The organism is Pseudomonas sp. lyk4-R2A-10, assembly GCF_030209075.1.
Taxonomy (GTDB): domain Bacteria; phylum Pseudomonadota; class Gammaproteobacteria; order Pseudomonadales; family Pseudomonadaceae; genus Aquipseudomonas; species Aquipseudomonas glycinae.
The window spans coordinates 464,605-489,502 of the sequence record NZ_JARVSR010000010.1; the positions used below are offsets into that span (position 1 = coordinate 464,605).

The window sequence follows — 24,898 nt, forward strand, 5'->3', positions numbered from 1 at the left end:
GGTCGTATCAGCAGCTATTGACCGAACAAAGGCTTCCCATGAGCGTAGATGCACAAGATGTAGTACTCGTCGTCGAGGACGAACCGGTGATCCTGATGGTCCTGACCGATTATTTGTCAGGCCAGGGCTATCGCGTATTGCAGGCCGAAAACGGCGAGCAGGCGTTCGAGATTCTCGCGAGCAAGCCGCATCTGGACATGTTGATTACTGATTTCCGCCTGCCTGGCGGGATCTCCGGCGTGCAGATCGCCGAACCTGCCGTCAAATTGCGCCCTGATCTGAAGGTGATCTTCATCAGCGGCTATCCGCAGGAAATCCGTGAGACCGGCAGTCCGATCACTCGTCGTGCACCGATCCTGGAAAAACCGTTCGATCTGGATGTGTTGCAGGAGAAGATTCAGGAACTGCTGGCCTGAGATCCAGCTCTTAGCAGGCGTTTTCAGGGTTAGGCGTACATTCCTCTTCCGCCTGGTCTGCCGGGTTGAATGTAAAAGTGGCATTGCCTGAGGCGGAGGTTGGTAGTGTGATTTTGATGATTGGCTTAAACATTCCATTGGTTGCTTTGAAAAAATCGCGTTGGTCGTGTTGCGCGCCAGCCAAGCCAGTCGTGGTATAGAAAAACGCCAGAATGGGTAATTGATCGGGAATGTTTTGTGGCCACGTTTCTAAAACCAGTTCATTTTGCTCACCGAACCACTCGGGTCCCAGCATGTTTCTTGCGCGAATGGTCTGGTAAAACCGATCGGCAGCCGGCGTGGCTTTAACTACATTGAATCCGCATTGATAGGTGTGCGGATAACCGCCTGGAGCAGAGGCCCAATGAGCCATCCATTTTTCGGCAGTATCGATTCCGATAATCTCGCAGCTTCGGCTTTGATTGGGATGGTCTGGGTGGGCTCCACAGGGCGTTAGTCGACGCTGTGTCCAGCCATCGATAGGGAAACTGCAAAGAGGTTTCAACTGGATTTTGCCGGGTAAAGCTTCTGCGAGGGGTGCCACGATAAATCCGTTTGTCATTCCATAAGCAAGCCTCGAAAATTTTGAATCTTTGCGCAAGTAAGAGGCCGATACCCCTCCATTCCGTTGTGAAACGGGACTGGGATTCCATGAAAAGTAATTCGGAGAAGGGACAGTCCCTCTTATAACTACGCCAGAACAGTCGAATGCCGCCAGAGTTCCGCAGGTTGGGCTGTCATTCGAATAGTTGGCAGTTAGAGTCGCTGCGACTTGTGCGCCACTCTGCGAAGCGGTCAATGAAGTCTGACTGATACCCGCTCGATTTACTGACGTTTGCGGTGGGGCTTGTGTCTGTTCCAGGGTCTGACAAGACGCGATGGATAGCGTCATCAAAAGCACGAGCGCTTTTTTAAGCTCCATGTGTTCCTACCTCACAAGTTGGTCTTCAGGCCCAATGCCCAAACTCACCAGCCAAGCAGCGAGAGACCTTCTTGAAGTGGATTTCAACATCATGAATAGATGTCGAATAGCTGTCAGAGTTGACAGGTTTCGAGCATGCAAAAGCGGCCTATGCTTCGCAGTTGGCCGCTTATGGGAAGTTACCGTCTGTCAGGGAGGACAAGGAGCAAAGCGTCACCCGCGAATCATCTCCCTCACCTTCGCCGTCAGCAGGTCGAAGGTGAACGGCTTGGTGATCATCTGCATGCCCGGGTCGAGGAACCCGCCGCGCACTGCCGCGTGTTCGGCATAACCTGTGATGAACAGTACCTTCAGGTCTGGCCGGTATTGCCTGCCGATTTCCGCCAGTTGCCGACCATTCATGCCCGGCAGACCGACGTCGCTGATCAGCAGGTCGATGCGCTGCTCCGAATCCAGAATCGGCACGGCACCGTCGGCATCGCTGGCTTCGACAAATCCGTAACCCAATTCACTCAATACCGCACTGACCAGCACGCGCACGGCCGGGTCGTCTTCGACGATCAAGACGGTTTCGCCTTCCACGGCGTCGGGCGCCTGTTCCATGTCTGTCGGTGCGTGAGGCAGCGATTCGCCCTGGAAACGCGGCAGATAGAGTTTGACCGTGGTGCCCTCATCGATCTTGCTGTCGATCGACACATGCCCCCCGGATTGCTTGCTGAAACCGTAGATCATCGACAGGCCCAGGCCGGTACCCTGGCCGATCGGCTTGGTGGTGAAAAACGGGTCGAACGCGCGATTGATCACACTTTCGGGCATGCCGCAGCCGTTGTCCGTCACGCTCAAAACGACATAATCGCCGGGTTCCAGGTTGCTGTAAGCGTCGGTGAAATCCCGCTCAAGCACCTGATTTCCGGTCTCGACCACCAGGTTGCCGCCATCGGGCATCGCGTCACGCGCGTTGATCACCAGGTTGAGCAGGGCGCTTTCCAGTTGATTCGGATCCGCCTCGGCCACCCACAATTCTTTATGCAGGCGCATGTCCAGCTGAACGCTTTCGTTGAGGCTGCGCTGCAGGAGTTCACCCATCGATTGCACCAGATCGTTCATCTGTACGGCTTTGGAATCCAGCGATTGGCGACGGGAAAACGCCAGCAGACGATGGGTCAGACCGGCGGCGCGGTTGGCCGAAGTCACTCCGAGATCGATCAGGCTGTCGAGATCGTCAAGCCGGCCACGAGCCAGTCGCCGACGCAGCAGTTCGAGACTGCCGATGATGCCGGTCAGCATGTTGTTGAAGTCGTGGGCGATACCGCCGGTGAGTTGACCGACCGCTTCCATCTTTTGTGACTGACGAAGAGCTTCTTCGTTGTGCCGCAGTTGCGCCGTGCGTTCCTCGACTTGTTGCTCGAGGGTTTCGAGGGTTGATTGCAGGCGCCGCTCGCTATTGCTCAGGTCGATCAGGCGATCGCGGGCCTCGTATTGTCGTCGTCGCCCTCGCAGGGCCGTGGAGATCAGGCTGACCAAGGTCACCGGATGGAAAGGGCGCTCAAGAAACGTCACGTTGCCCAGTAATTTGCTGAGCTGAGACGAGGGGCCCTGTCCTGAGCCGCCATGGTGTGTCAGTAGCACAATCGGCAGGTCTGACCAGGCGGGCTGTTGATCGAGATATGACAGCAGGGATTCCAGCTCCGGGCCACGCAGGGCCTCGGCGGCGATTAGCAGTAACCCGGCGCCGGGTTCAAGTTCGGCACAGAGCGTAGCCAGATCGGGCGTGATCAGACCACCGTAGCCGGCCTCGTTGAGGATCATCAGCGCAACCTGGCTGTCGCGCCCCAGGGGCGCAAGGATCAGTGCTCGTTCCGACAGCGGCACGGTGACGGTCACAAGTTGTCATCCTTGAGCAGCGGATTACTCGCGCCGAGGTAAGTAGGCACGCCGCGCAGTACGCCCTGGAAGGCGTCCAGCGGTTCACCGATGGTCATGCCACGCTTGGAAATACGGTACTCGCGAATGGTTGATTCGTGGCTGCCGGTGCGTTTCTTGATAATCGAAATTGCCCTGCGAACCTTGCCGAGGGCTTCGAAATAACGCAGCAGAATCACAGTGTCGGCGAGGTAAGTGATGTCGACCGGGGCCTGCATGTCGCCCACCAGTCCATGCTGGGCGACGGTCATGAACGTCGCGGCGCCCTTGCGGTTCAGGTACAGCAACAGTTCATGCATGTGCAGCACCAGGGCGTTCTCTTCCGGCATCGCGGCCTGATAGCCGTTGATGCTGTCGATCACCACGGTCTTGATGTCACCTTCATCGACGCAGCGTCGAACCCGGTGAGAGAACTCGCCGGGGGACAATTCGGCGGCGTCCACCTGTTCGATCAGCAGATTGCCGGTGGCCTGCAACGCCTTGAGGTCAATGCCGATGTTGTTCATGCGCTCAAACAGCAAGCCCAGCTCTTCGTCGAAAATGAACAGGGCGGCCTTTTCTCCACGGGCCACGGCCGCCGCCGCGAAAATCATCGTGATCAAGGATTTGCCCGTGCCCGCCGGTCCGAGAATCAGCGTGCTGGAGCCGGTTTCGATACCGCCACCGAGCAAGGCGTCCATTTCCTTGATTCCGCTGGACAGTTGCAGCCGTGGGTAATCACCCCGATGTTCCGCCGCCACCAGACGCGGGAAGACGTGCACGCCATCGCCCATGATGGTGAAGTCATGAAAGCCGCCACGGTATTTCTGGCCACGGTACTTGATCACCCGCACGCGACGGCGTTCGGCGCCGTAGTTGGGGGTCAGTTCTTCGAGGCGGATCACGCCGTGAGCGACACTGTGAACGGTTTTGTCGAGGGATTCGGTGGTCAGGTCGTCCAGCAACAATACCGTGGCGTCGTAGCGCACGAAGTAATGCTTGATCGCCAGAATCTGTCGACGATAGCGCAGGGAGCTTTGCGCCAGCAGGCGGATTTCCGAGAGGCTGTCGAGCACAACCCGGGTGGGCTTGAAGCGCTCGACCACTTCGAAAATCTGCTTGGTTGCCTCGCCCAGCTCAAGATCCGAGGAGTACAGCAGGCTCTGATGATGCTCGGCGTTCAACAGACTTTCCGGGGGCGTCAGCTCGAAAATTTCGATGTTTTCGTTCAGTTCCCAACCGTGGGAAGCCGCGCCCTGGCGCAATTCGCGCTCGGTTTCGGACAACGTGATGTACAACGAACGTTCGCCGGCACGGGCGCCGGCCAGCAGAAAATGCAACGCGACTGTGGTTTTACCGGTTCCAGGCTCGCCCTCCAGCAAGAAAACGTGACTGCGGGACAGACCACCGGCGAGGATATCGTCCAACCCTTCGATGCCGGTGGCGGCTTTTGCACTGATCAACGCGTTCGATGTAGACAAAAAATGCCCTCTCATGACTAGGGGAAACGAGGCAGCGGGCGCCGGACGCCGTTTTGCACTGCCTGATTACTTGACCTTTTGCCGAGACGGCGGTTCCGAGTTTCTTGCAGGTTGCGTCGAGAAGGTCGCTAGAGACCTTGCTGCAACGAGGGATCGTCAGGGTTCATCTGTTCGAGCTGGGCCAGCAGAATCTGTACGTTCTGCAACTGGCCGCTTTCTTTCCAGTAATTGATCAGCAGCACCCGCGCCTTGCGGTCGGCAGGGTGGCGCTGGACGATTTCCTGCAACTGCTTTTGCGCCGCTTCCAGTTCTTCGGCGCTGTGCAGGGTGGTGGCGAGGTCGTAGCGATAGTCTTTGTTGTCGGGCTCCAGTTCCACGGCTTTGGACAAGCCGAGCAGGGCATATTCGCGTTGATCATGGTGCAGCAGCCAGAGGCCCAGGGCATGCTGCAGATAGGCCGAATCGGGCTGGGCCTTCAGCTGTCGGGCCAGCAGTTGCCGGGCGGCATCGCTCTGTCCCTGACGGTCGAGCACTTCGATCTGCATTACCAGCGCCGGCAGGTTGCCGGGATCGAGACGCAGGGTTTGCTCCAGCGCTTGCTGTGCCTGTTTCAGTTCGGCGTTGTGCAGATACAGGCGCGCCAGCTGCGCATAGTTGGCGGCGCTTTCCGGCTGGCTCTTGAGCGCTTGCTCCCACACGTCGATGCCTTGCTGGAGCGGGGCGAAATACAGGCCCAGCTGATCCGGCGACAAGCCGAGCAGGGCGTTGATCGCAGCAAAGCGTACGGTTTGATCCTCATCGTCGAGCAACGGGCCCAGCAGCAGACTGCGCTGGCCGCCCGGCACCAGGCCGGTCACGCTTTTTATTGCCGCCAGCCGGACCTCCGGCGATTGGTTTTGCAGATCGGCATCCGCCAGTTTCAGGGCCTGGGGGCTCGGGTAATTGGGTAACTCCGCATGCAGCCAGACGCGACGTTTGACCGACAGGTCCGGACGTCCCAGTTGCTGGTACAAAACCCGCGCGGCACCCGGCTGGCCGGCGCGAGCAGCGGCCAGCGCTTCACTGTAACCATGCTTGATCGCTTCCGGCACCACGGGCGCGGTACTGCGCAATGACAGCCAGGCCACAAAGAGGGCCAGCACAAGGCCGAGGCTGATGAGCAAATAGCGGCGAGACTGAGGCATGCGAATTTCCGAAACTTTCGTTTTGTAGCGGAGGTCGCAAGCTTCTGTCAGCTCGCGCCGTGAGTCAAACCCTCTCCCCGATATGACCTACTACAGGCGTTGAATCGACCTACAGCTTGTGTCGACCCTGTTTGCCGTCATGCCCTCCATGCAGTGTCTACGCTTGCAGAAGTTGTTTCGAAGAGGCTACCCATGCAATCCCTGCTTATTTATTTCAAGGCGGTGATCCACCCCAGCCAGGCAGTGCTGCTGTTTGGTTTGCGCACGATTGCCGCCGGATTGCTGACGTTGTACCTGGCGTTCCTGTTCGATCTGGACCAGCCGAAGTGGTCGATCATGGCCGTGGTGATCATCAGCCAGCCCTTGGCCGGGATGGCGCTGGCTCGCAGCTTCGGACAAATCATCGGAACGACCCTCGGCGCGATGGTGGCGGTGCTGCTGATGGCGATCTTTCCCCAGGCACCGTTGCCATTCATCACGACCCTGGCGCTGTGGCTGGCCCTGTGCACGGCCGGCGGCACGTTATTGCGCTACACCAGTTCCCAGGCGTTCGTGCTCAGCGGGTACACCGCCGTAGTGGTGGCGCTGCTGGCGATTCCGGATCAGGACGGCACCTTTTTGCTGGCGGTGACCCGGGTCACCGAAACCTTGCTGGCGGTGGCATGCGTTTGCGTGGTCAGCCTGCTGACGGCTCGGCCGGAGGCGGTATCGCGCAACTATTTCGCGAAGGTCGATCAGGTGATCAGACTGGTCGCCAGCCATTCAGCCGCGGTGCTTCGAACCGAAGAAAGCGAAGCGGACTTTCAGCGCCGGCAAATGCAGCTGCTGGGGGAAATCAGCGCTCTTGAAGGGCTGCGCCGGCACTTGTATTTCGATGCTCCGCGTCTGCGCAGCGCCAACAATCTGGTTTTGTTACTCGGCAATCAACTGATGCTGCTGACTTCGCGCCTCACCGCGTTGCGTCACCAGCGGGAATTGCTTACCGAGCGCTGGGAGGGCGATCTGCCGCTGGACATCCAGCAATTGCGCGCCGAGGAGCTGGCACTTCTTGATCAGCTCGCACAGCAAGGGCGATCATTGCCGGCCGAGGTGCGGCACCAGTTCGTCGCGCTGCAACAGCAATTCGAAGCGCTGGCCTACAAGGCCGAACAACTGACGGAAGACATGAGCGCAACCCTGCGCTCGCTGGCCTGGGCGCTGCGCTGGGAACAGGCGCGGCTGTTGCAGCAGCTGGAGCAGATTCTCGAACTGAGCGACGCGATACAGGAAGGGCGGGAGGCCAGCTGCATGTTCCGTGGCCAGTCCAGCCCCTTGCACCTGGATTTCACCCTCGCAACGATGAACGCCATTCGCGCCTTCAGCGCGTTGCTGGTAGCCGGGCTGATCTGGATCGAAACCGCGTGGGACGGCGCGCGGGGCGGGATGATTCTGGTGGGGATCCTGTGTTCGTTGATGGCGACGTTTCCGCGCCCATTGATCGCCGCGCAAAGTTACGCCCGAGGGCTGGGACTGGCCTTGGTGGTGTCGGCCTTCTATCAGTTCATGCTGGTTCCGGCGATCAGTGATTTCGAGATGCTGGCCTTGCTGCTTGCGCCTTTGCTGTATGTGATCGCAGTCGGACTGTCCAGCCCGGCCACCGCCGGTATCGGCATGGGACTGGGGCTGTCGAGTTTCCTGATGCTGGGACCGCAGAACGTCGGCACCGGACAGAACACCGCCATTCAATGGTTCGAATTTGCCGGCGCCTACGTCAGTGCGGCGATACTGGCTCTGATCGTCTACGCCTGGATCTTCCCGTTCCGCCCGGCCTTTCGAATCAGGCGCTTTTATAACGAGGCGCGGGAGCAGGTCTATCAACTGACAAAAAGCCCGGCTACCGACGAACAGCAATTCGCCTTCGAAAGTCGCATGGTCGATCGCCTGACCTCGATGCTGGGGGTGTTGCCAGCCGCCAATGATCGGGACATGCAGCGTTTGTATGAAATCAGTCTCGCCTGTGTAGCGCTGGGCGTGGCCATGCACCAGCTCAGGCAACAGGCACAGAACAATACTCTGCTCACTGACGCATTCGTTCGGCAGCTGTCGACGGCATTGCGTCAGACCGGTCGTTTTGTCGCCGGCCGACCAGATGTGCGCCTGACACCGTTACTGACTACGCTGCAAGCGCTCGGCGATGATCTGGATGCCTTGCATGTCGCCACCCATGAGCACTTGTGGTCGGTCTTTCGCATGCGTGTGGCCCTGTTGATCGTGGTGTCGTTTCTGGAACGACATGGCGAGCATTTGCAGCCCGACAATTCTGAAGGAGAGCCCGTCCTTGCCCATTGATTTCGAGATTGGCGGCGTCTACCTGCCTCCCATTGCCCAGGCCCTGTTAATGGCCATACCGGTTTTTCTGGTGCTCGACTGGGGTTTGCGCCGGCTTGGCGTCCTGCGTTTTGTCTGGCACGAGGCGCTGTTCGAAGGCGCCTTGTACGCCTGTGTATGCGCCGCACTGATTTTGCTGATGGGAGCCTGAAATCTTGAAGACGTTGCTCACTCGATTGACGACATTGGCGGTGGTGCTGCTGGCAATCGTGCTTGGCTGGTTCGCCTGGGAACATTACACCCGGGCCCCGTGGACGCGGGATGCGCGGGTGAGGGCGGATGTGGTGACGCTGTCGGCGGATGTTTCGGGTCGCATCGTCACGCTCGCCGTGCAGGACAACCAGCATGTCGACAAGGGGCAGTTGCTGCTGGAGATCGACCCGGCTCGCTACAGCCTGGCCGTCGAGCATGCGAAACGCTCGGTGGAGGTCTCGAAGGCCACGCTTGGGCAGTCACAAGCAGCCATTGTCGCCAGCGAGGCATTGCTCAAACAACGCCAGAGCGAAGAACGTCGGCGACGAACGCTCAAGCAAGGGTTCGCGATTTCCGGGGAGGAATGGGAGAAGTCCAGTACCGACGTGGCCGTGGCCCAGGCGGATCTGTTGCGCAATCAGGCGAATCTCGGTCTGGCCGAAGCCAACGTGCAACTGGCGATTGCTGCATTGACCCAGGCTGAACTGGATCTGCAACGTACCCGAGTCGAAGCGCCGGTCAGCGGATATGTCACCAATTTGTTGACCCGTCAGGGGGATTACGCGGTGGCCGGCAGTGCCTTGCTGGCGCTGGTGGACAGCAGCTCCTTTTATGTCAGCGGCTATTTCGAAGAAACCAAGTTGCCAAGAATCGAGGAGGGTGACCGGGTGCGGATCGAATTGATGAGCGGGGAAAAATTCGGCGGCACCGTGCAGAGCATCGCCTTCGCCATTGCTGACCGGGAAAACGCGCCGGGCAGTCGATTGCTGGCCAACATCAACCCCAGCTACACCTGGGTAAAACTGGCGCAACGAGTACCGGTGCGGATCGGTATCGATCCCGATTATTCAGGCAAGGACCGACTGAGAGCCGGCACCACAGCGACAGTTACGGTGCTGGAAAACCCTGAAAGACAGGCGCAAAAAAGCCCCGCGACCGAATGATACGCGGGGCAAAAAATTTGGTTGGTTGCGGCCAACCAAAGGAGCTCTTTAAAAACTGTTACTTGCTGGCGACCGTCTCTGGCTGCCAGCCACCACCAAGAGCCTTGTAGATCGCGACGATGCCGCGGTACAGATCCACTTCGGCCTGGGCCTGGCTGTCTTCGGCGTTCAGGCGTTCACGCTGGGCGTCGAGCAGCACCAGGAAATCGGTGGTGCCTTCGCGGTAGCGAATCTCGGCGAGGTCGGCAGCCTTGCGGCTCGATTCGCTTTGACGGATCAGCGAAATCAGACGTTGCTGACGTTTGCCGTAATCACTGAAGGCGTTTTCCGACTCTTCCAGTGCCAGCAACACTTGCTGCTCGTAGGTCGCCAGTGCGCCTTCGGCATCGGCATCGGCGCCGCGCAGACGGGCCCGCACGCTACCGAGGTCGAACGCTGCCCAGGTAATGCTCGGGCCCAGCGCCCAGGCGTTGGCCGCCGAAGAACCGATCTGCGAGCCACGTCCGGCCGTCCAGCCGAGGAAACCGCTGAGGCTGACCCGAGGAAACAGGTCGGCCTTGGCCACACCGATACGCGCCGTGGCCGAAGCCAGTTTGCGTTCGGCGCTGAGGATGTCCGGACGACGTTGCAGCAGTTCGCCCGGATCACCGATCGGCAAGGCCTTGGCAATCGCCGGCAGGTCTTTCGGGCTCAAGTCGACGGTCAGTTTGTCCGGACGTTCACCCAGCAGGGTGGCGATGCGGTTTTTCTGCCGGGCCTGTTCCGCCTGCAATTGCGGCACGCTGGCTTCGACCGACGCCAGACGAGCATCGGCACGTTCGACATCGAGCTGATCGCCAACGCCGGCGTCACGCAGGCTGATGGTGATCTTGCGCGACTCCTGCTGGTTGTTCAGGTTGGCCAGGGCGATCTTTTCCCGCAATTGAGCGCCGCGCAGTTGACCGTAAGCGTCTACCAGTTCGGCAATCATGGTGACTTGCAGTTGGTACAGATCGGCTTCAGCCGCTTGCTGGTCGGCGTCGCTGGCTTCCAGATTGCGCTGGATGCGTCCGAACAGGTCCAGCTCCCACGCCATGTCCAGGCCCAGGTCATAGCGTTCACTGTTGACCCGTTTGGTGGTCTGGCCCGGAATCTGACCTTTGGCCAGATCGCTGCTGGCGCGGCTGGTGATGGTCGGCATCGCATCGTTGCTGACGTCGTCGCGGATCGCCCGGGCGGCTTTCCAGCGGGCGAACGCCACGCGCAGTTCACGGTTGCCTTGCAGCGATTGGGTCACCAACTGGTTGAGAGTCGGATCGTCGAACTGCTGCCACCAGATGCCTTCGAATTTCGAACGGTCGAAGTTCTTCTGGCCGGCGGCGCCGTCGGTGGCGGACGTTATGTTCGCCGCCTCCGTTGTCGGGGTCTTGTAGTCAGGGCCGACGGCGCAGGCACTCAGGGCCAGCACCAGCAGGCTCGGCAGAAAGACTTTCAGACTCATGGGTGCGCCTCCAGTGGCTTTTGAAGATTTTGCGCCTTGGCCGCTTTGCGCGCTTCACTGCGCTCCACGAAGTTGCGGATCAGCACATAGAAGACAGGGGTCAGCAGCAGACCGAAGAAGGTCACACCGAGCATCCCGGAGAACACCGCCACACCCATGGCATGACGCATCTCGGCACCGGCACCGCTGGAGAACACCAGTGGCACAACACCCATGATGAACGCGAACGAGGTCATCAGGATCGGCCGCAGACGCAGACGGCAGGCTTCCAGTACAGCAGCCAGCGGATCCAGGCCTTCCTGCTGTTTGTCCTTGGCAAACTCGACGATCAGAATCGCGTTCTTACACGCCAGGCCCACCAGTACGATCAGACCGATCTGGGTGAAGATGTTGTTGTCGCCGCCAGAGATGATCACACCGGTGATGGCCGACAGCAGGGTCATCGGTACGATCAGGATCACTGCCAGTGGCAGGCTCCAGCTTTCGTATTGCGCCGCGAGTACCAGGAACGCCAGCAATACGCAGAGCGGGAATACGAACAGCGCAGTGTTGCCGGACAGAATCTGCTGGTAGGTCAGGTCGGTCCACTCGTAGGTCATGCCGTTCGGAAGTTCATCCTTGAGCAGTTTCTCGATGGCTTTTTCGGCCTGGCCGGAGCTGTAGCCCGGGGCTGCCGCACCGTTGATTTCAGCGGTGATGAAGCCGTTGTAGTGCATCACGCGATCCGGGCCCGAGGTGTCGCTGACCTTGATGAAGGTCGCCAGCGGGATCATTTCGCCCTTGTTGTTGCGTACTTTCAGCTGGCCGATCTGGTCGGATTCAAGACGGAACTGCTGCTCTGCCTGAACGTTGACCTGATAGGTACGACCGAAGCGGTTGAAGTCGTTGGCATACAGCGAACCCAGGTAGATCTGCAGGGTGTCGAAGATGTCGCTGACGGCCACGCCGTGGGTCTTGGCTTTTTCGCGGTCGATGGCGGCATCGACCTGCGGCACGTTCACGGTGTAGCTGGTGAACAGGTTGGCCAGTTCCGGAACGTTATGGCTCTTGGCAATAATGTTCATGGTTTCCTTGTACAGCTCTTCGTAGCCCAGGTTACCCCGGTCTTCGATTTGCAGGCGGAAACCACCGATGGTGCCCAGACCCTGTACCGGCGGCGGCGGGAAGATCGCCATGTAGGCTTCCTGAATCCCGGCGTACTGGCCGTTCAAGGCACCGGCAATCGCACCGGCGGACATGCTCGGGTCTTTACGCTCGTCGAACGGTTTCAGGGTCACGAACACGATGCCGGCGTTCGGGCTGTTGGTGAAACCGTTGATCGACAGGCCCGGGAACGCTACGGCACTTTCCACGCCTGGCTGCTTCAGTGCCAGGTCGGACATGCGCTTGATCACGTCTTCAGTGCGGTCCAGGCTCGCGGCGTCCGGCAGTTGCGCGAAGGCCACCAGGTATTGCTTGTCCTGGCCGGGTACGAAACCGGTCGGTGTGCTGGAGAAACCGAAGAAGGTCAGCACCATCAGGCCTGCGTACAGGAAGAGGGCGATGCCGCTGCCACGGATGACCCGGCGTACGGTGCCGACGTAGCCATGACTGGCACGGTCGAAGAAACGGTTGAACGGACGGAACAGCCAGCCACCGAAGATCTTGTCCAGCACTCGCGAGAAGCGGTCTTTCGGGGCGTCATGACCTTTGAGCAACACAGCGGCCAGTGCTGGCGACAGGGTCAGCGAGTTGAACGCCGAGATCACGGTCGAGATCGCGATGGTCAGTGCGAACTGCTTGTAGAACTGACCGGTCAGGCCCGAGATGAATGCCGCCGGTACGAACACCGCACACAGCACCAGCGCCGTGGCAATGATCGGGCCGGTTACTTCACCCATGGCCTTTTTAGTCGCATCGAAGGGGTTGAGCCCCAGTTCAATGTTCCGCTCGACGTTCTCCACCACCACGATGGCGTCGTCCACCACGATACCGATCGCCAGTACCAGACCGAACAGCGACAGGGCGTTGAGCGAGAAGCCGAACAGGTGCATCACTGCAAACGTACCGATCAACGATACCGGCACCGCCACCAACGGAATGATCGAGGCGCGCCAGGTCTGCAGAAACAGGATTACCACCAGAACCACGAGAATCAGTGCTTCGAAGAGAGTGTGAACCACCGCCTCGATAGAGCCGCGTACGAAGATTGTCGGGTCATAGACGATGCTGTAGTCCATGCCTTGCGGGAAGCCTTTCTTCAACTCTTCCATCTTCGCCCGAACGTCGTTCGAAATATCGATGGCGTTGGAGCCTGGGCGCTGGAAGATCGGGATCGCTACGGCCGGCTGGTTGTTCAGCAACGAACGCAGGGCGTACTGGCTGGAACCGAGTTCAACGCGAGCGATGTCCTTCAGGCGAGTGATTTCACCATCCTCGCCTGCACGAATGACGATGTTCTCGAACTCTTCCTCGGTGACCAGGCGGCCTTGAGTGTTGATCGACAGCTGGAAGCTTTGCGCAGTCGGGGCAGGAGGAGCACCCAGTTGACCGGCGGCAACCTGACGGTTCTGTTCGCGAATCGCGGTCACCACATCGGTCGCGGTCAGATTACGCGAAGCGGTCTTGTTCGGATCGAGCCATACACGCAGCGAGTAGTCGCCCATACCGAACAGCTGCACGTCACCCACACCACCGAGGCGAGCAAGCTCATCCTTGATGTTGAGGATCGCGTAGTTGGACAGGTACAGCATGTCGTAGCGTTTGTCCGGCGAGGTCAAGTGCACAACCATGGTCAGGTCGGGCGACGCCTTGTCGACGGTGATACCGATGCGCGTCACTTCCTCGGGAAGTTTCGGCTCGGTCCGGGTCACGCGGTTCTGTACCTGCACCTGCGCGTTGTCCAGGTCAGTGCCCAGGGCGAAGGTGATGGTCAGGGTGATCTTGCCGTCAGCGGTGGATTGCGAGGACATGTACAGCATGTTCTCGACGCCGGTGATGGCCTGCTCCAATGGAGCGGCCACGGTTTCACCGATGACTTTTGGGTTGGCGCCCGGGAAGTTGGCACGCACCACCACGGTCGGTGGCACGACTTCCGGGTATTCGCTGATCGGCAACTGGAACAGCGAAATCGCACCGGCGATCAGGATCAACAGCGAAAGCACCGCTGCGAAGATCGGCCGTGAAATGAAGAATTGGGAAAAATTCATCGGAGTTGTCGTCCCTTAACCGCGTGGGGTCGCAGCAGCCAGTTTCACAACCGAACCCGGCGCGCCTTTGGCAGGTGCGACTTTAGGCAGGTTGCTGGCTTCCAGCGCTTGTCGTTGTTGAGCGAGAGCGGCAATGGTTTGCTCGCTGGCCATCGGGATCACTTCAGGCGAAACCGGGGAGCCAGGGCGAACCCGTTGCAGACCCTTGACGACGATCGTGTCGTCCTTGTTCAGGCCGCTGCGCACGATACGCAGCCCTTCGATCTTCGGACCGAGTTCAACGGCGCGGTAGGCGGTCTTGTTGTCGCCATCCATCACCAGCACGAACTTCTTGCCGAGGTCGGTACCGACCGCTTCGTCGTTGATCAGCATGGCGTTGTAGGTGCCGCTGCCGACCAGTTTCAGGCGTGCGTACAGACCCGGGGTGTAGCTGCCGTCGCTGTTGTCGAACACCGCGCGACCACGGATGGTGCCGGTCTTCGGGTTGACCTGGTTGTCGATAAAGTTCATCTGGCCCAGGTGCGGGTTGCCGTCTTCATTGGACAGGCCCATGTACACCGGGGTGGTCGCGCCGCGCTGACCCTGACGGGCGAGTTGGGTGTATTTGAGGAATACACGCTCGTCGGCGTCGAAGTAGGCGTAGACCTTGTCGGTGGACACCACGCTGGTCAGCGGGGTGGTATCGGCAGTCACCAGGTTACCGGCGGTGATCTCGGCACGGCTGACGCGGCCGCTGATTGGCGCGGTGACGCGGGTGAAGCTCAGGTTGAGTTTGGCCAGATCCAGTTGCGCTTGCAGGGCGCCGACAGCGGCGCGTGCTTCCTGTGCAGCGCTGGTGCGCGAGTCGGCCAGTTCGGCGGAGATGGCGTTGCTGGCACGCAGGCGTTCGCCTCGGCCGGCTTCGTTTTCACTGCGGGTGGCGTTGGCGCGGGCCTGGGCAACCAGAGCTTCGAGGCGGCGGACCTCAGCCTGGAACGGACGCGGGTCGATCTGGAACAGCAGGTCGCCTTTCTTGACCAGCGCACCTTCGGTGAAGGCGACTTCGTCGATCTGGCCGGAGACCCGCGGACGGATTTCAACGGTTTCCGGCGCCTCGAGGCGCCCGGTGAATTCGTCCCACTCGTTGACCGGTTGTTCCAGCACCTTGGCCACACTGACTTTGGCAGCGGGCATGGTGGCGGCAGTTTCCGGAGTCTTGCCGCACGCGCTCATCACCAGCACGGCCAACAGAGCCAACGGGAAGCGCAAATGTTTGAGTGATTGTTCCATGGATGCATCCGCCAATGTATTGAAGATGGGCGGATGATGCTCGGCGGGTAGGTAGCAAACGAATCGAATGACACGAAGGTAACTATCATTCGGAATGATATAAACCCGAGGGAAGCCCTCTAGCATGCACCTTTCGTTAGGAGGCTATCAATCGATTCGATGACAATTCTGTGTTGCGTGATCGGCAACTGTCGCAGGCGAAATTGCGCGGTGAGGATTATGCGGCGATTAAATGTTCCGCTGAAGTTATCGAGCCTCGACATCCTTCACGCTTAGCGATCCCCCAACGCCGATATTTGCGTACTGCGCAGATAGCGTGCGGGTGGGCTTCCCAATGTTTTGCGAAACATACTGATGAAAGAGCTGACTGATTCGTAGCCCAGCACTTCCGCGGTTCTTTGCACGGATTGCCCCTCGGCCAGGCTTTGCAGCGCGACGATGATTTGCCATTGCTTGCGCCACTGGCCAAAGGTGAGCCCCGTTTCGGCTTTTATCAGTCGGGCCAGCGAGCGTTCGCTCATCGCCACCTTTTGTGCCCAACTGGCCATGGTGGCGCGGTCTGCGGGGGCTTGAGCCAAGGCCCGAGCGATCGTGCGCAGTGGTCTGGAGGCGGGCAGCGGCAGGTAAAGCTGTTCGGTCGGTGCCACTTCAAGCTCTTCAAGCAGCACACCGGCCAGCCGCGAGGTACGCGAGTCAGCGGGGTAATCCTGCGCCTGATCGCTCAGGTGCAGGATCAACTGCAGAATCAGCGGCGACAGCGCCAATGTGCAGCAGTGATCGGGCAATGAGGCGGCGCCGGGTTCGACGAACAGAAAACACACCTGACCGTTGGCCGTTACGCGGTTGCTGTGGGAAATACCGCCGGGAATCCAGACACCGAAACCTGAAGGGACCATCCACACACCATTTTCGCCCGTGCAGACAATGCCGCCGCGGTAAGCCACGACCAATTGTCCTTTACGGTGCTTGTGTTCGGCGGACTCACTGTCGTTGCGCTGGGGGGCGAGCATCAGCGCGACGGCATGCTGCGCGAGGTTGTCGTACTCGAACTGATCGACAGGCAAAGGGTGGAGTTCGGTCATGGCGAGCTCGCAGGTTGTCCGATTTTGATTATATTTTGGCAGTCTACTCAATATCGGCAAGCACAGTGATTCCATAGCATTTTCAACACGCCCGATACCGCGGGGCGAACGCTGAAATATGGAACCGAGTACTTGCCATGCTTAATGAAGTCTCTATTGCCAATCTCTACTTTCCTCCTTTCTTCATATACCTCGGTGTGGCGTTCCTGGCCTACACAGGCATTGAACGTCTGACTCGACGTTGGCTGGACAGCGCCTGGCATCCCGCGCTGGCACGCTTCTTCGTTTCGCTCATCGTCCTTTCAGCGCTGGTTGTCCATTACTGAGCGAGGTTCGCCATGTCTGTCGTTAAAGTGCTCAAGTTTGCTGTCACCCTCGTTCTGGGTACATTGGCCCTGATGTTCTGCCTGCAACTCTGGCGCGCTTACGTCCTGGCGCCCTGGACGCGGGACGGGCGCGTTAGCGCACAAGTTGTGCGGATTGCACCGGAGGTGTCCGGGCAAATCGATCAGTTGGCGGTCAGCGACAACCAATGGGTGACCAAGGGCGATTTGCTGTATCGCATCGATTCGCGCTCTTATCGATTGGCCCTGCAGCAGCGCAAGGCGGAGTTGGCCGAATCACGCAGTGTGTTCGACCAGCGCAATGCCCAATACAAACGACGTGCGCAACTGGCCGGGGCCATCGCCCGGGAAGAAGTCGACAACGCCGCGCGTGACCTGGCAGTGGCCCAATCGCGGCTGGACGCGGCGAGCAGTCATCTTGCCCAGGCGCAACTCGACCTTGACCGCACGACGATCCGCTCGCCAGTTGATGGCTACGTCACGCAACTGCGGCTGCACCCGGGTGATTACGCAGAGGCTGGGCATACAAACCTGTTCGTGGTCGAGGGCCACAGTTTCTGGATCACGGGTTATTTCGAAGAGACCAAGTTGCCGGGTGTGCGAATTGGCGCGCCGGTGTCGATCAAGCTGATGAGCTTCGCGCCGTTGCTCGAAGGCCATGTCGCAAGTATGGGCCGGGGAATTGCGGACACCAATGAGGTGCGCAACGACAGCGGCTTGCCCGAGGTTAGCCCGACCTTCAGCTGGATTCGCCTGGCGCAGCGTGTGCCGGTGCGCATCGAACTGGACAAGGTACCGGAAGGCGTGGAGCTGGCAGCCGGCATGACCGCCAGCGTCGAAGTCGCCCGGCCCGACGAGGTGTCGCGCTGGCGCCTCATCCATTGGTTGCAGGCATTCATGTGATGACCAGTCTGGTAATACGGCTGTTCGCGGTCATTCCTCAGCCCTGGACGTCTGCCACTTTCGCCTACGTACTGCGCAGCGTCCTGGCGGCAGGATTGGCGCTGTGGCTCGGCTTTGAGCTGCATCTGGACTCGCCGTTCTCGGGCGCTTCCACCGTGTTGCTATTGGTGCAACCGATACAAGGCGCGGTTCGCGGCAAGGGCTTCTATCGGATGCTGGGAACGCTGGCAGGTTTGCTCGCGGCCTGCGCTCTGACCGGGCTGTTTGCGCAAAAGATGCTGCTGTTCTTGTTGGGCATCGGTCTCTGGTTGGGCTTCTGTGTGGCGGCGATGACCGTGTTGCGTCATTACCAGGCCACTGCCGCCGTGGTGGCCGGTTATACCGTCTGCCTGGCGTTGGGGCCGGCCATTGTCGCGCCGCAAAAGGCTTTCGAACACATCATGACTCGCGGCACAGCGGTGGCAATCGGCGTGCTGTGCCTGAGCCTGGTGGTCACGCTGTTCAGTCCGAGAACCATGGAAAACACCATCAGGCGCACGCTCGCCGAGGTCTGTGCCCGCAGCGCCAGACTGCTCGCGATGCGCCTCTCGGGCGAACAGGGTGTCGAGCGGATTGCACAGGTTCATCAGCTCGCCATCGATATCGGCAAAGTGGACGATCTGTTAGGGCTCGGACGTGGTGAGTCTGTGCTGCTTCGCGCGCGGCAACCGGCAATTCAGGCAGGGCTGGCGCACCTGCAAGCCGTGGTGCTTGACATGCACTACGACCGGCACTGCATGGAAAACGACGCGACATTACTCGCCCAAACAAGCTCGGCGTTGCACGCGCTGAGCCAGCGGATGAACGATGCTGATGGAGACTATCGCGCCTGTGCCCTGATCGTGGACCAACTGCGTATTCGGGTGGACGCTTGTAAGCGGGCAACCCCAGGCCCACGTTCGTTCGGCGAACAACTGGCCGACCTGAGCGCAGCCTTGCAGCACTTTTCCAGCCTCGATCACCGTCGCCGAGAACCGGTAAGGGCCGTGAGTTTCCACCGCAACTACGCCGATGCCGCGCGCAACGGCTGCAGAGCATTGCTCGCCCTGTTGGCCGCCGGCGCAGTCTGGTACCTCAGCGGCTGGGATCAGGGCCCCACGTTGCTGGCGGTGGCTGGACCCTGCTGCACGCTGCTGGCGACCGCTCCCGCGCCTGAACAAGGCATGGCCGGTTTTATCCGGGGTACGTTCTATGCCGTGATCGCAGCTGCGCTGTGCAAGTTTCTGCTGCTGCCGCAGATCAACGATTTCCTTCTGTTGCTGCTGTCGCTGGCGGCATTCTGGTCGTTCGGGATTCACGCAACGAGCCAGCCTCGCAGCGCGTTGCAAGGGGTTGCATACCTGATCGGCTTCAACACCTTGGTGAGTACGGGCGGAACCGCGATCTATGATTTCGCCGATTTCGCGAATCAGTCGCTCGCCTGGTTCGTGGCCATGGCCATCTGCCTGTTGGCCTTCCAGATAATGCCGAGAGACAGAGCCCGGGATGTTCGAGCACTGAAGCGTTCGATCCACAGCGGCGTTCGGTCACTGCTGCGCCGTTCAGGCGCTGTCAATCACCCGCAGTGGCAAGCGCAACAACAGCATCGAATCGTCACACTGAAAAATCTGCTTGGCACCGAGAGCACGCTCGATGACCGAGCAGGCTGGCTGTCACTGCAATTGAGCAGGCAATTGAACCAACTGCATCACAAAACCTGCGAATTGGGCCCTGACTCCGCCGTCGCCCAATGTGCTCGTACCGGCATTCGGCGGATGGCTCGCGATGCAGATGTCCCGGCGATCAGCGCGGCACAGGCACGGCGCACAGCAAAAGCGATGAGCCGGCTCGGGGCGGATCATCTGGCGATTGCTTACTCGAACCTCGCCTGGCTGCTGGAGCAATACGCAATCATCGCGAGTCCCGTTACGCGCAAGAGGCAACCACTGAACTTTCGCTCTAACATGACTTGATATTCATACTTCGATTTCTGCCGATCCCGGACCCATTACTTATGAGAGATCTGCCACCGACTTCGACCTTGCGTGCTTTCGAGGTGTCGACCCGGCACCCGACTTTCACCGCCGCCGCGCAGGAACTGCATGTGACCCAGAGCGCGGTCAGCCACCAGCTGCGACACCTGGAAGATCTATGGGGCTTGCAGCTGTTTGAAAGGGGCAAGTCGTTACGCCTTACGCCTGCGGGCGCTACCCTGGCGCCGATTGTGCGCGAGTTTTTCATGAGCCTTGAGGCGACGCTGGCTGATCTGCGTGAGCAAAAGGGCAGGGTCCGGCTCAGCGTCAGCACGACGTATTCCTTTGCGTTGAAATGGTTGCTGCCACGCTTGCCGAGCCTGGCCCGCCAGCACCCGGAACTGTTGGTGTCGCTGGACACCACGGACAAGGTCATCCATTTCGCCAGCAGCGAAGCCGATGTCGCGATCCGCTTGGGCAAGGGCAACTACCCCGGTCTGTATTCGCAGTTTTTGTTCGGTGAGCAGGTTTTTCCGGTGGCCAGTCCCGAACTGCTGCAACGCGTCGGAATGCCGGGCAGTCCCGCCGATTTGCTGCAGTTGCCGCTGCTGGCTCGTGACGGCGCCGAACTGGCGCCGAAATGGGAAGCGTGGTTCCAGTCCGTCGGGCTGGCGTTTTCCCCGCTGCGGGAAAGCGTCAGGTTTGGCGATACCAATATGACGGTGGAGGCGGCTTTGCTCGGCCATGGCATTGCTCTGGTGCGCAGCGGGCACGTCGAGAAGGAAATCGACGATGGCCGTCTGGTGCGGCTGTTCGACGTGCCGTTTCAGTCACCGCTCGCTTATTACTTCGTTTGCCCCAAGGGCGTTGAGACGCAGCCGCACATTGAGAGTTTTCGCGAATGGTTGCTCGGTGAGGCGCTTAAAGTGCAAGGCGGACACGTTTGAGGCATGAAGAATCACTCATGGTGCAATGAGGAGTCTTCTCTGTAATCCGGCCGCTCAGGCTGCCTAGAATGGCCAATGCCTACTCATCTCGTCCTCCTTGTCCTGTTCGCCGCGCTGCTGCACGCCGGCTGGAATACATTGCTGCGCGGCGGTGCCGATCGGCTTTGGTCGATGACGGTGATGTGCGTTGCCATCGCCATGGTCTGTGCAGTTGCCGCGATATTCATGGCGGCGCCTGCGCCTCAGAGCTGGGGGTATGCGCTGCTGTCGGCAATGCTGCACGTTGGTTACAACCTGTTTCTGGTGCGCAGTTACCGGGTCGGCGATCTGGGACAGATTTATCCGATTTCGCGCGGCTCATCGCCTGCATTGATCACGCTCGGCGCCGCGCTGTTTGCCGGCGAAACCATCACCCCCGGCCAGTTGCTCGGCATTGCGCTGGTGTCAGGCGGAATCATCTCGCTGGCCTTCCGGGGGCGCAGCCTGTCGGTGCCCAGCCTGCCTTATGCGCTGGGCACCGGTGGTTTTATCGCGGCGTATAGCGTGGTCGATGGCATTGGCGCCCGGCTTTCCGGTGCGCCGCTTGCCTACACGGTGTGGATGAGTGCCTTGTGGGGCGTGCTGATGCCGGCGGTGTACATCGGTCTGCGCGATGCCCGCAGCCTGTTTTCGATCCGACCCGGAATGTCCGCTGCAGCGATGGGCGGGCTGGTCTCTCTGCTTGCCTATGCAATCGTTATTTACGCGATGAACGAAGCCCCGCTGGGCGCGGTGTCAGCCCTGCGTGAAACCAGCGTGCTGTTTGCGGCGCTGCTTGGCTACCTGTTCCTCGGTGAAACACTTACCGTCCGCCGGATGCTGGCCTGTGTGGTGATCGCCAGCGGCGCGATCATCATCGGCTGACTCGGCTTCATCTGCTCAGGAGTAGTTTCATGGTTAACGTCTCGCAGACTCCGCTGATTCTGATTACCGGTGGCAGCCGAGGAGTGGGCGCCGCCACCGCCCGACTCGCTGCCGAGCAGGGCTACGACGTGGCGATCAGTTACGTTGCCAATGAGTCTGCCGCGCTGGCGGTAGCGGCAGATATAGAAGCCATGGGGCGCAAGGCGTTGGCGATGCGCGCGGACAGTGCCGACCCCGAGCAGGTCGCGAGGCTTTTCACAGCGATCGACCGCACGTTCGGGCGTATTGATGTCCTGGTCAACAACGCAGGCGTGCTGGCGCAGCAGTCACGCCTTGAGGATCTGGGTTTCGAACGCATGCAACGCATCTTTGCGGTCAATGCGCTCGGGCCGATTCTGTGCGCCCAGCAGGCTGTGAAGCGCATGTCTCTGCGGCACGGTGGTGCGGGAGGCGTGGTGATCAATGTCTCGTCGGCTTCGGCGCGTCTGGGCAGTCCGAATGAGTATGTTGACTACGCAGCATCGAAGGGGGCGCTGGAAACGTTCACCATCGGGTTCGCCAAGGAGGTGGCCCGTGAGGGCATTCGCGTCAACTGTATCCGACCGGGCCACATCTATACCGACATGCATGCCAGCGGCGGCGAACCGGGGCGGGTCGATCGGGTCAAGGACTCAATCCCGATGGGCCGGGGCGGGCAGCCAGAGGAGGTGGCGCGGGCCATTTTGTGGCTGGCCAGCGCAGAGGCATCATTTGTGACCGGTACATTCCTCGACGTAACCGGCGGCAAATGACTCAGAGGCGCGGATCATTGACTCCTTGCGCTGGACTTCAAATAGTCGCGGGCTGCCTCGCCTTGCGACTCAAACCTGGTGTCCTGCCCGTAATGCGCTTGAATGCACGACTGAAAGCAGCCTGGGAGGTATAGCCCAAGCGCTGCGCAACCTCTTCAATCGGCAGCCTTTCGAGCGTCAGCCACTGGCTTGCAAGCCGCATTCGCAGTTCGGTCACGTAGCGCAGTGGAGTCATGCCAATCGTGACCTGGAAGCGCTCCGCGAATACCGAGCGCGAGGTATTGCAGTGCTCTGCCAACTGCGCAACGGTCCAGTCGCGGCCCGGTTGTTGATGGAGCGCAAGCAGTGCACCGGCCAAGCGTGGATCGCGCAAGGCGGCGATCAACCCGGAAGCATTGCCGCAGGCGCACTCCACCCAGCCGCGAACAACCATGGCGGCCACCACGTCGGCCAACCGCGCGAGGATACCGGCGAACCCAACACGGGCGGCGCTGACCTCGCGTTCCATGGCGGTCAGGATCGGTACCAGCCCAGGGTAACGCTGGCCGCCGGCATCAATCAGCATCAGGCCCGGCATCAGCCGGCCGAGCCCATGGATACTGCCCAGTTCAAACTCCATGCACCCACTGAACAAGATAGTGCTCGGCGTGGGGCTGGCATCGGTTCCGGTATCCACCGCACTGATGGTGTCACCCAAGGTTTCGCCGTCTAGACCGTCGATGTCTTGAACAGACGCGTCCGGATGGGAAAACAGTTGATGAGCTGCGCCATGGGAGATGAACACGGCGTTGCCGGCAGACAGCGCGTAGGTGTTGCCGTCCTCCATTCGCAGTTCCGCATTGCCCACGGCCATGAAGTGGAACCAGGCGTGCCCAGGCTTTTGCGCGAAGCCCAATCCGAACGTTGGACCCGCCTGGATACGCCGGTATTCAACGCCACGCAGGCGCATGCCGCGCAATAGCTCATTGATGAGGTCCGAGGAGAGAGCAAACTGATCTGCAGACATTGTTCAGGTGTTTTGATCAAAAAATAGAGACTTTGGATCATAGATCATCCGATTTTCGGCGCCTAGACTTCGGCTCGCAATGAACATTGGGAGATCTGTGCAATGACTGACTGTTTAAGTAACACCGTATCCGACCGCCATTGCGGCGTAGGAGCGGACTTGGAACCTTCGACGCCCGCGTGGATGGCCGTCTTCTCGTTGGCAATGGGTGTGTTCGGGTTACTCACCGCTGAGTACCTGCCGGCGAGTTTGTTGACGCTGATGGCTAACGATCTGGGAGTGTCCGAAGCGCTGGCTGGCCAGGCGGTGACGGTGACAGCCGTGGTGGCGCTGTTCGCGGGCCTGTTGGTGCCAGGCCTGACCCGCGGCATCGATCGACGTTGGGTGTTGCTGGGTTTTTCCACGTTGATGGTCGCCTCGAATCTTTTGGTGGCCGTTTCCTCCAGCTTCGCGGTGCTGTTGTTGATGCGCATCTTGCTGGGTATTGCCCTTGGTGGGTTCTGGAGCATGGCGGCAGCGGTAGCGATGCGTTTGGTGCCGAGTGCCTTGTTGCCTCGGGCGTTGTCGATCATTTTCAGCGGCATAGCCATTGGGACGGTGGTGGCAGTGCCGCTGGGCAGTTATTTGGGCGGGTTATATGGCTGGCGCAGCGCGTTCTTTGCAGCGGCGGCAGTAGGCATGGTGACCCTGGCTTTCCAGTCGCTCACTCTGCCGTGCCTTGCACCGCGCCGGCCGGCAAGACTGCGCACCGTTCTGGAGGTATTGCTGCGCCCGGGCATCGCCATGGGCATGTTCGGTTGTGTACTGGTGCACAGCGGGCACTTCGCGATGTTCACTTATGTTCGGCCATTCCTTGAAGGGACTACCGGCATCGGCCCGCAAGGGCTGTCACTGATGCTGCTGGGGTTCGGTGCGGCGAACCTCGTCGGCACGCTGTTGGCCGGCAGGCTGCTGGAGCGCCACCCGCTGGCGACGCTGGTGTTGATGCCCGCGCTGGTCGGCGTCGCAGCACTGGTATTGGTGTTGTTGCCAGCGTCGGTGCCGGGGCAGGCGGTACTGCTGGCGATCTGGGGCCTGGCCTTTGGTGGTGTGCCGGTGGCGTGGTCGAACTGGGTCGCCAACGCGGTACCTGATCAGGCGGAAAGCGCCGGGGGCATGGTGGTGGCCTCTGTGCAGTCCGCTATCGCAACGGGCGCAGCCGCTGGCGGTGCGATGTTCAGCCTCGGAGGAAGTGCAGCCGTATTCGTGGCGGCGGCCATGCTGATGCTGCTGGCCGCGTTACTGATTGCGTTGCGTGTGCGCGTGCCTTCTGTCCATGGCGTTCGCCAGGCCAAACCCGCGTTGCACCTTTGATCCGGTTTGCCAAACCGCTTCGAACGCGTTCGTAATCAGGAGATGCCGCAAAGGAAGCCTAGAGACTGTCAGGGGTCCCCGAAAAACATTTTGACATGGCTCTAGGACGGTTATTTCAAGTCGAAAAAAAGAGTTGTGCCCCTATTTTTGCCCCCACTTGCAACGGCTGTGCTAGCGATCGTGAATGGCGATTC

At 60.1% G+C, this 24,898-nt stretch carries 20 protein-coding genes; 11 read left to right on the forward strand and 9 right to left on the reverse strand.

What is annotated here, in order from left to right; translation table 11 throughout:
- The first annotated feature begins 38 nt into the window (after window positions 1-38).
- Window positions 39-416 carry a response regulator gene (locus QRN46_RS15605; RefSeq protein ID WP_007954537.1) on the forward strand — a complete coding sequence of 126 codons (378 nt, stop codon included), beginning with the start codon at window positions 39-41 and terminating at the stop codon, window positions 414-416.
- Between the two features lie 10 nt (window positions 417-426).
- Here QRN46_RS15605 and QRN46_RS15610 read toward each other — a convergent pair whose 3' ends face one another.
- The 4 genes from QRN46_RS15610 to QRN46_RS15625 form a co-directional block, all read right to left on the reverse strand.
- Complete coding sequence (locus QRN46_RS15610; RefSeq protein ID WP_011334064.1) at window positions 427-1,377, reverse strand: hypothetical protein; 951 nt, start codon at window positions 1,375-1,377, stop codon at window positions 427-429.
- 213 nt (window positions 1,378-1,590) lie between these two features.
- The gene (locus QRN46_RS15615; RefSeq protein ID WP_011334065.1) at window positions 1,591-3,261 is read right to left on the reverse strand and encodes an ATP-binding protein; all 1,671 of its coding nucleotides are present in this window, start codon (window positions 3,259-3,261) and stop codon (window positions 1,591-1,593) included.
- Window positions 3,258-4,760 carry an ATPase domain-containing protein gene (locus QRN46_RS15620; RefSeq protein ID WP_041475266.1) on the reverse strand — a complete coding sequence of 501 codons (1,503 nt, stop codon included), beginning with the start codon at window positions 4,758-4,760 and terminating at the stop codon, window positions 3,258-3,260. The genes QRN46_RS15615 and QRN46_RS15620 overlap by 4 nt, the downstream gene beginning before the upstream one ends.
- Before the next feature lie 128 nt (window positions 4,761-4,888).
- Window positions 4,889-5,944, reverse strand: coding sequence for a tetratricopeptide repeat protein (locus QRN46_RS15625; RefSeq protein WP_011334067.1), 1,056 nt, complete (start codon window positions 5,942-5,944; stop codon window positions 4,889-4,891).
- Window positions 5,945-6,136: 192 nt separating this feature from the next.
- Here QRN46_RS15625 and QRN46_RS15630 point away from each other — a divergent pair, with 192 nt between their 5' ends.
- Genes QRN46_RS15630 through QRN46_RS15640 form a run of 3 tightly spaced genes read left to right on the forward strand, consistent with a single transcriptional unit; the run spans window position 6,137 to window position 9,447 of the window.
- Complete coding sequence (locus QRN46_RS15630; protein WP_011334068.1) at window positions 6,137-8,272, forward strand: FUSC family protein; 2,136 nt, start codon at window positions 6,137-6,139, stop codon at window positions 8,270-8,272.
- Window positions 8,262-8,462, forward strand: coding sequence for a DUF1656 domain-containing protein (locus QRN46_RS15635; RefSeq protein ID WP_041475267.1), 201 nt, complete (start codon window positions 8,262-8,264; stop codon window positions 8,460-8,462). Before QRN46_RS15630 ends, QRN46_RS15635 begins: the two co-directional genes overlap by 11 nt.
- Window positions 8,463-8,466: 4 nt before the next feature.
- On the forward strand, window positions 8,467-9,447 hold the full coding sequence (locus QRN46_RS15640; RefSeq protein WP_011334069.1) for an HlyD family secretion protein: 981 nt from the start codon (window positions 8,467-8,469) through the stop codon (window positions 9,445-9,447).
- A 58-nt stretch (window positions 9,448-9,505) separates the two neighbouring features.
- Here QRN46_RS15640 and QRN46_RS15645 read toward each other — a convergent pair whose 3' ends face one another.
- The 4 genes from QRN46_RS15645 to QRN46_RS15660 form a co-directional block, all read right to left on the reverse strand.
- On the reverse strand, window positions 9,506-10,927 hold the full coding sequence (locus QRN46_RS15645) for an efflux transporter outer membrane subunit (protein ID WP_011334070.1): 1,422 nt from the start codon (window positions 10,925-10,927) through the stop codon (window positions 9,506-9,508).
- Window positions 10,924-14,115: an efflux RND transporter permease subunit gene (locus QRN46_RS15650; RefSeq protein WP_201818385.1), complete on the reverse strand. Its 3,192-nt coding sequence runs from the start codon at window positions 14,113-14,115 to the stop codon at window positions 10,924-10,926. The genes QRN46_RS15645 and QRN46_RS15650 overlap by 4 nt, the downstream gene beginning before the upstream one ends.
- Before the next feature lie 15 nt (window positions 14,116-14,130).
- Entirely contained in the window at window positions 14,131-15,384 is a 1,254-nt protein-coding gene (gene mexE / locus QRN46_RS15655; protein ID WP_011334072.1) for a multidrug efflux RND transporter periplasmic adaptor subunit MexE, read from the reverse strand.
- A gap of 272 nt (window positions 15,385-15,656) precedes the next feature.
- Window positions 15,657-16,466, reverse strand: coding sequence for an AraC family transcriptional regulator (locus tag QRN46_RS15660; RefSeq protein WP_285356101.1), 810 nt, complete (start codon window positions 16,464-16,466; stop codon window positions 15,657-15,659).
- Window positions 16,467-16,603: 137 nt separating this feature from the next.
- On the opposite strand from QRN46_RS15660, the gene QRN46_RS15665 reads away from it, so the two are divergent.
- The 6 genes from QRN46_RS15665 to QRN46_RS15690 all read left to right on the forward strand — a co-directional run bounded on the left by QRN46_RS15665 (window position 16,604) and on the right by QRN46_RS15690 (window position 22,345).
- Complete coding sequence (locus tag QRN46_RS15665) at window positions 16,604-16,792, forward strand: DUF1656 domain-containing protein (RefSeq protein ID WP_285355731.1); 189 nt, start codon at window positions 16,604-16,606, stop codon at window positions 16,790-16,792.
- Window positions 16,793-16,804: 12 nt separating this feature from the next.
- Window positions 16,805-17,713, forward strand: a complete 909-nt coding sequence (locus tag QRN46_RS15670; RefSeq protein ID WP_285355733.1) for an efflux RND transporter periplasmic adaptor subunit — start codon at window positions 16,805-16,807, stop codon at window positions 17,711-17,713.
- Window positions 17,713-19,704, forward strand: a complete 1,992-nt coding sequence (locus QRN46_RS15675; protein WP_285355735.1) for an FUSC family protein — start codon at window positions 17,713-17,715, stop codon at window positions 19,702-19,704. Before QRN46_RS15670 ends, QRN46_RS15675 begins: the two co-directional genes overlap by 1 nt.
- Before the next feature lie 41 nt (window positions 19,705-19,745).
- Window positions 19,746-20,651 (forward strand): transcriptional regulator GcvA, encoded by a 906-nt coding sequence (gcvA, locus tag QRN46_RS15680; protein WP_285355737.1) that lies wholly within the window; start codon window positions 19,746-19,748, stop codon window positions 20,649-20,651.
- A 75-nt stretch (window positions 20,652-20,726) separates the two neighbouring features.
- On the forward strand, window positions 20,727-21,554 hold the full coding sequence (locus tag QRN46_RS15685) for an EamA family transporter (protein WP_285355739.1): 828 nt from the start codon (window positions 20,727-20,729) through the stop codon (window positions 21,552-21,554).
- 29 nt (window positions 21,555-21,583) lie between these two features.
- Window positions 21,584-22,345 (forward strand): SDR family oxidoreductase, encoded by a 762-nt coding sequence (locus QRN46_RS15690; RefSeq protein WP_285355741.1) that lies wholly within the window; start codon window positions 21,584-21,586, stop codon window positions 22,343-22,345.
- A gap of 37 nt (window positions 22,346-22,382) precedes the next feature.
- On the opposite strand, the gene QRN46_RS15695 is transcribed toward QRN46_RS15690, so the two are convergent.
- On the reverse strand, window positions 22,383-23,351 hold the full coding sequence (locus QRN46_RS15695) for an AraC family transcriptional regulator (RefSeq protein ID WP_285355743.1): 969 nt from the start codon (window positions 23,349-23,351) through the stop codon (window positions 22,383-22,385).
- Window positions 23,352-23,453: 102 nt separating this feature from the next.
- Between QRN46_RS15695 and QRN46_RS15700 the strand changes: the two genes are divergently transcribed.
- On the forward strand, window positions 23,454-24,704 hold the full coding sequence (locus QRN46_RS15700) for an MFS transporter (protein WP_285355746.1): 1,251 nt from the start codon (window positions 23,454-23,456) through the stop codon (window positions 24,702-24,704).
- Window positions 24,705-24,898 lie beyond the last annotated feature (194 nt).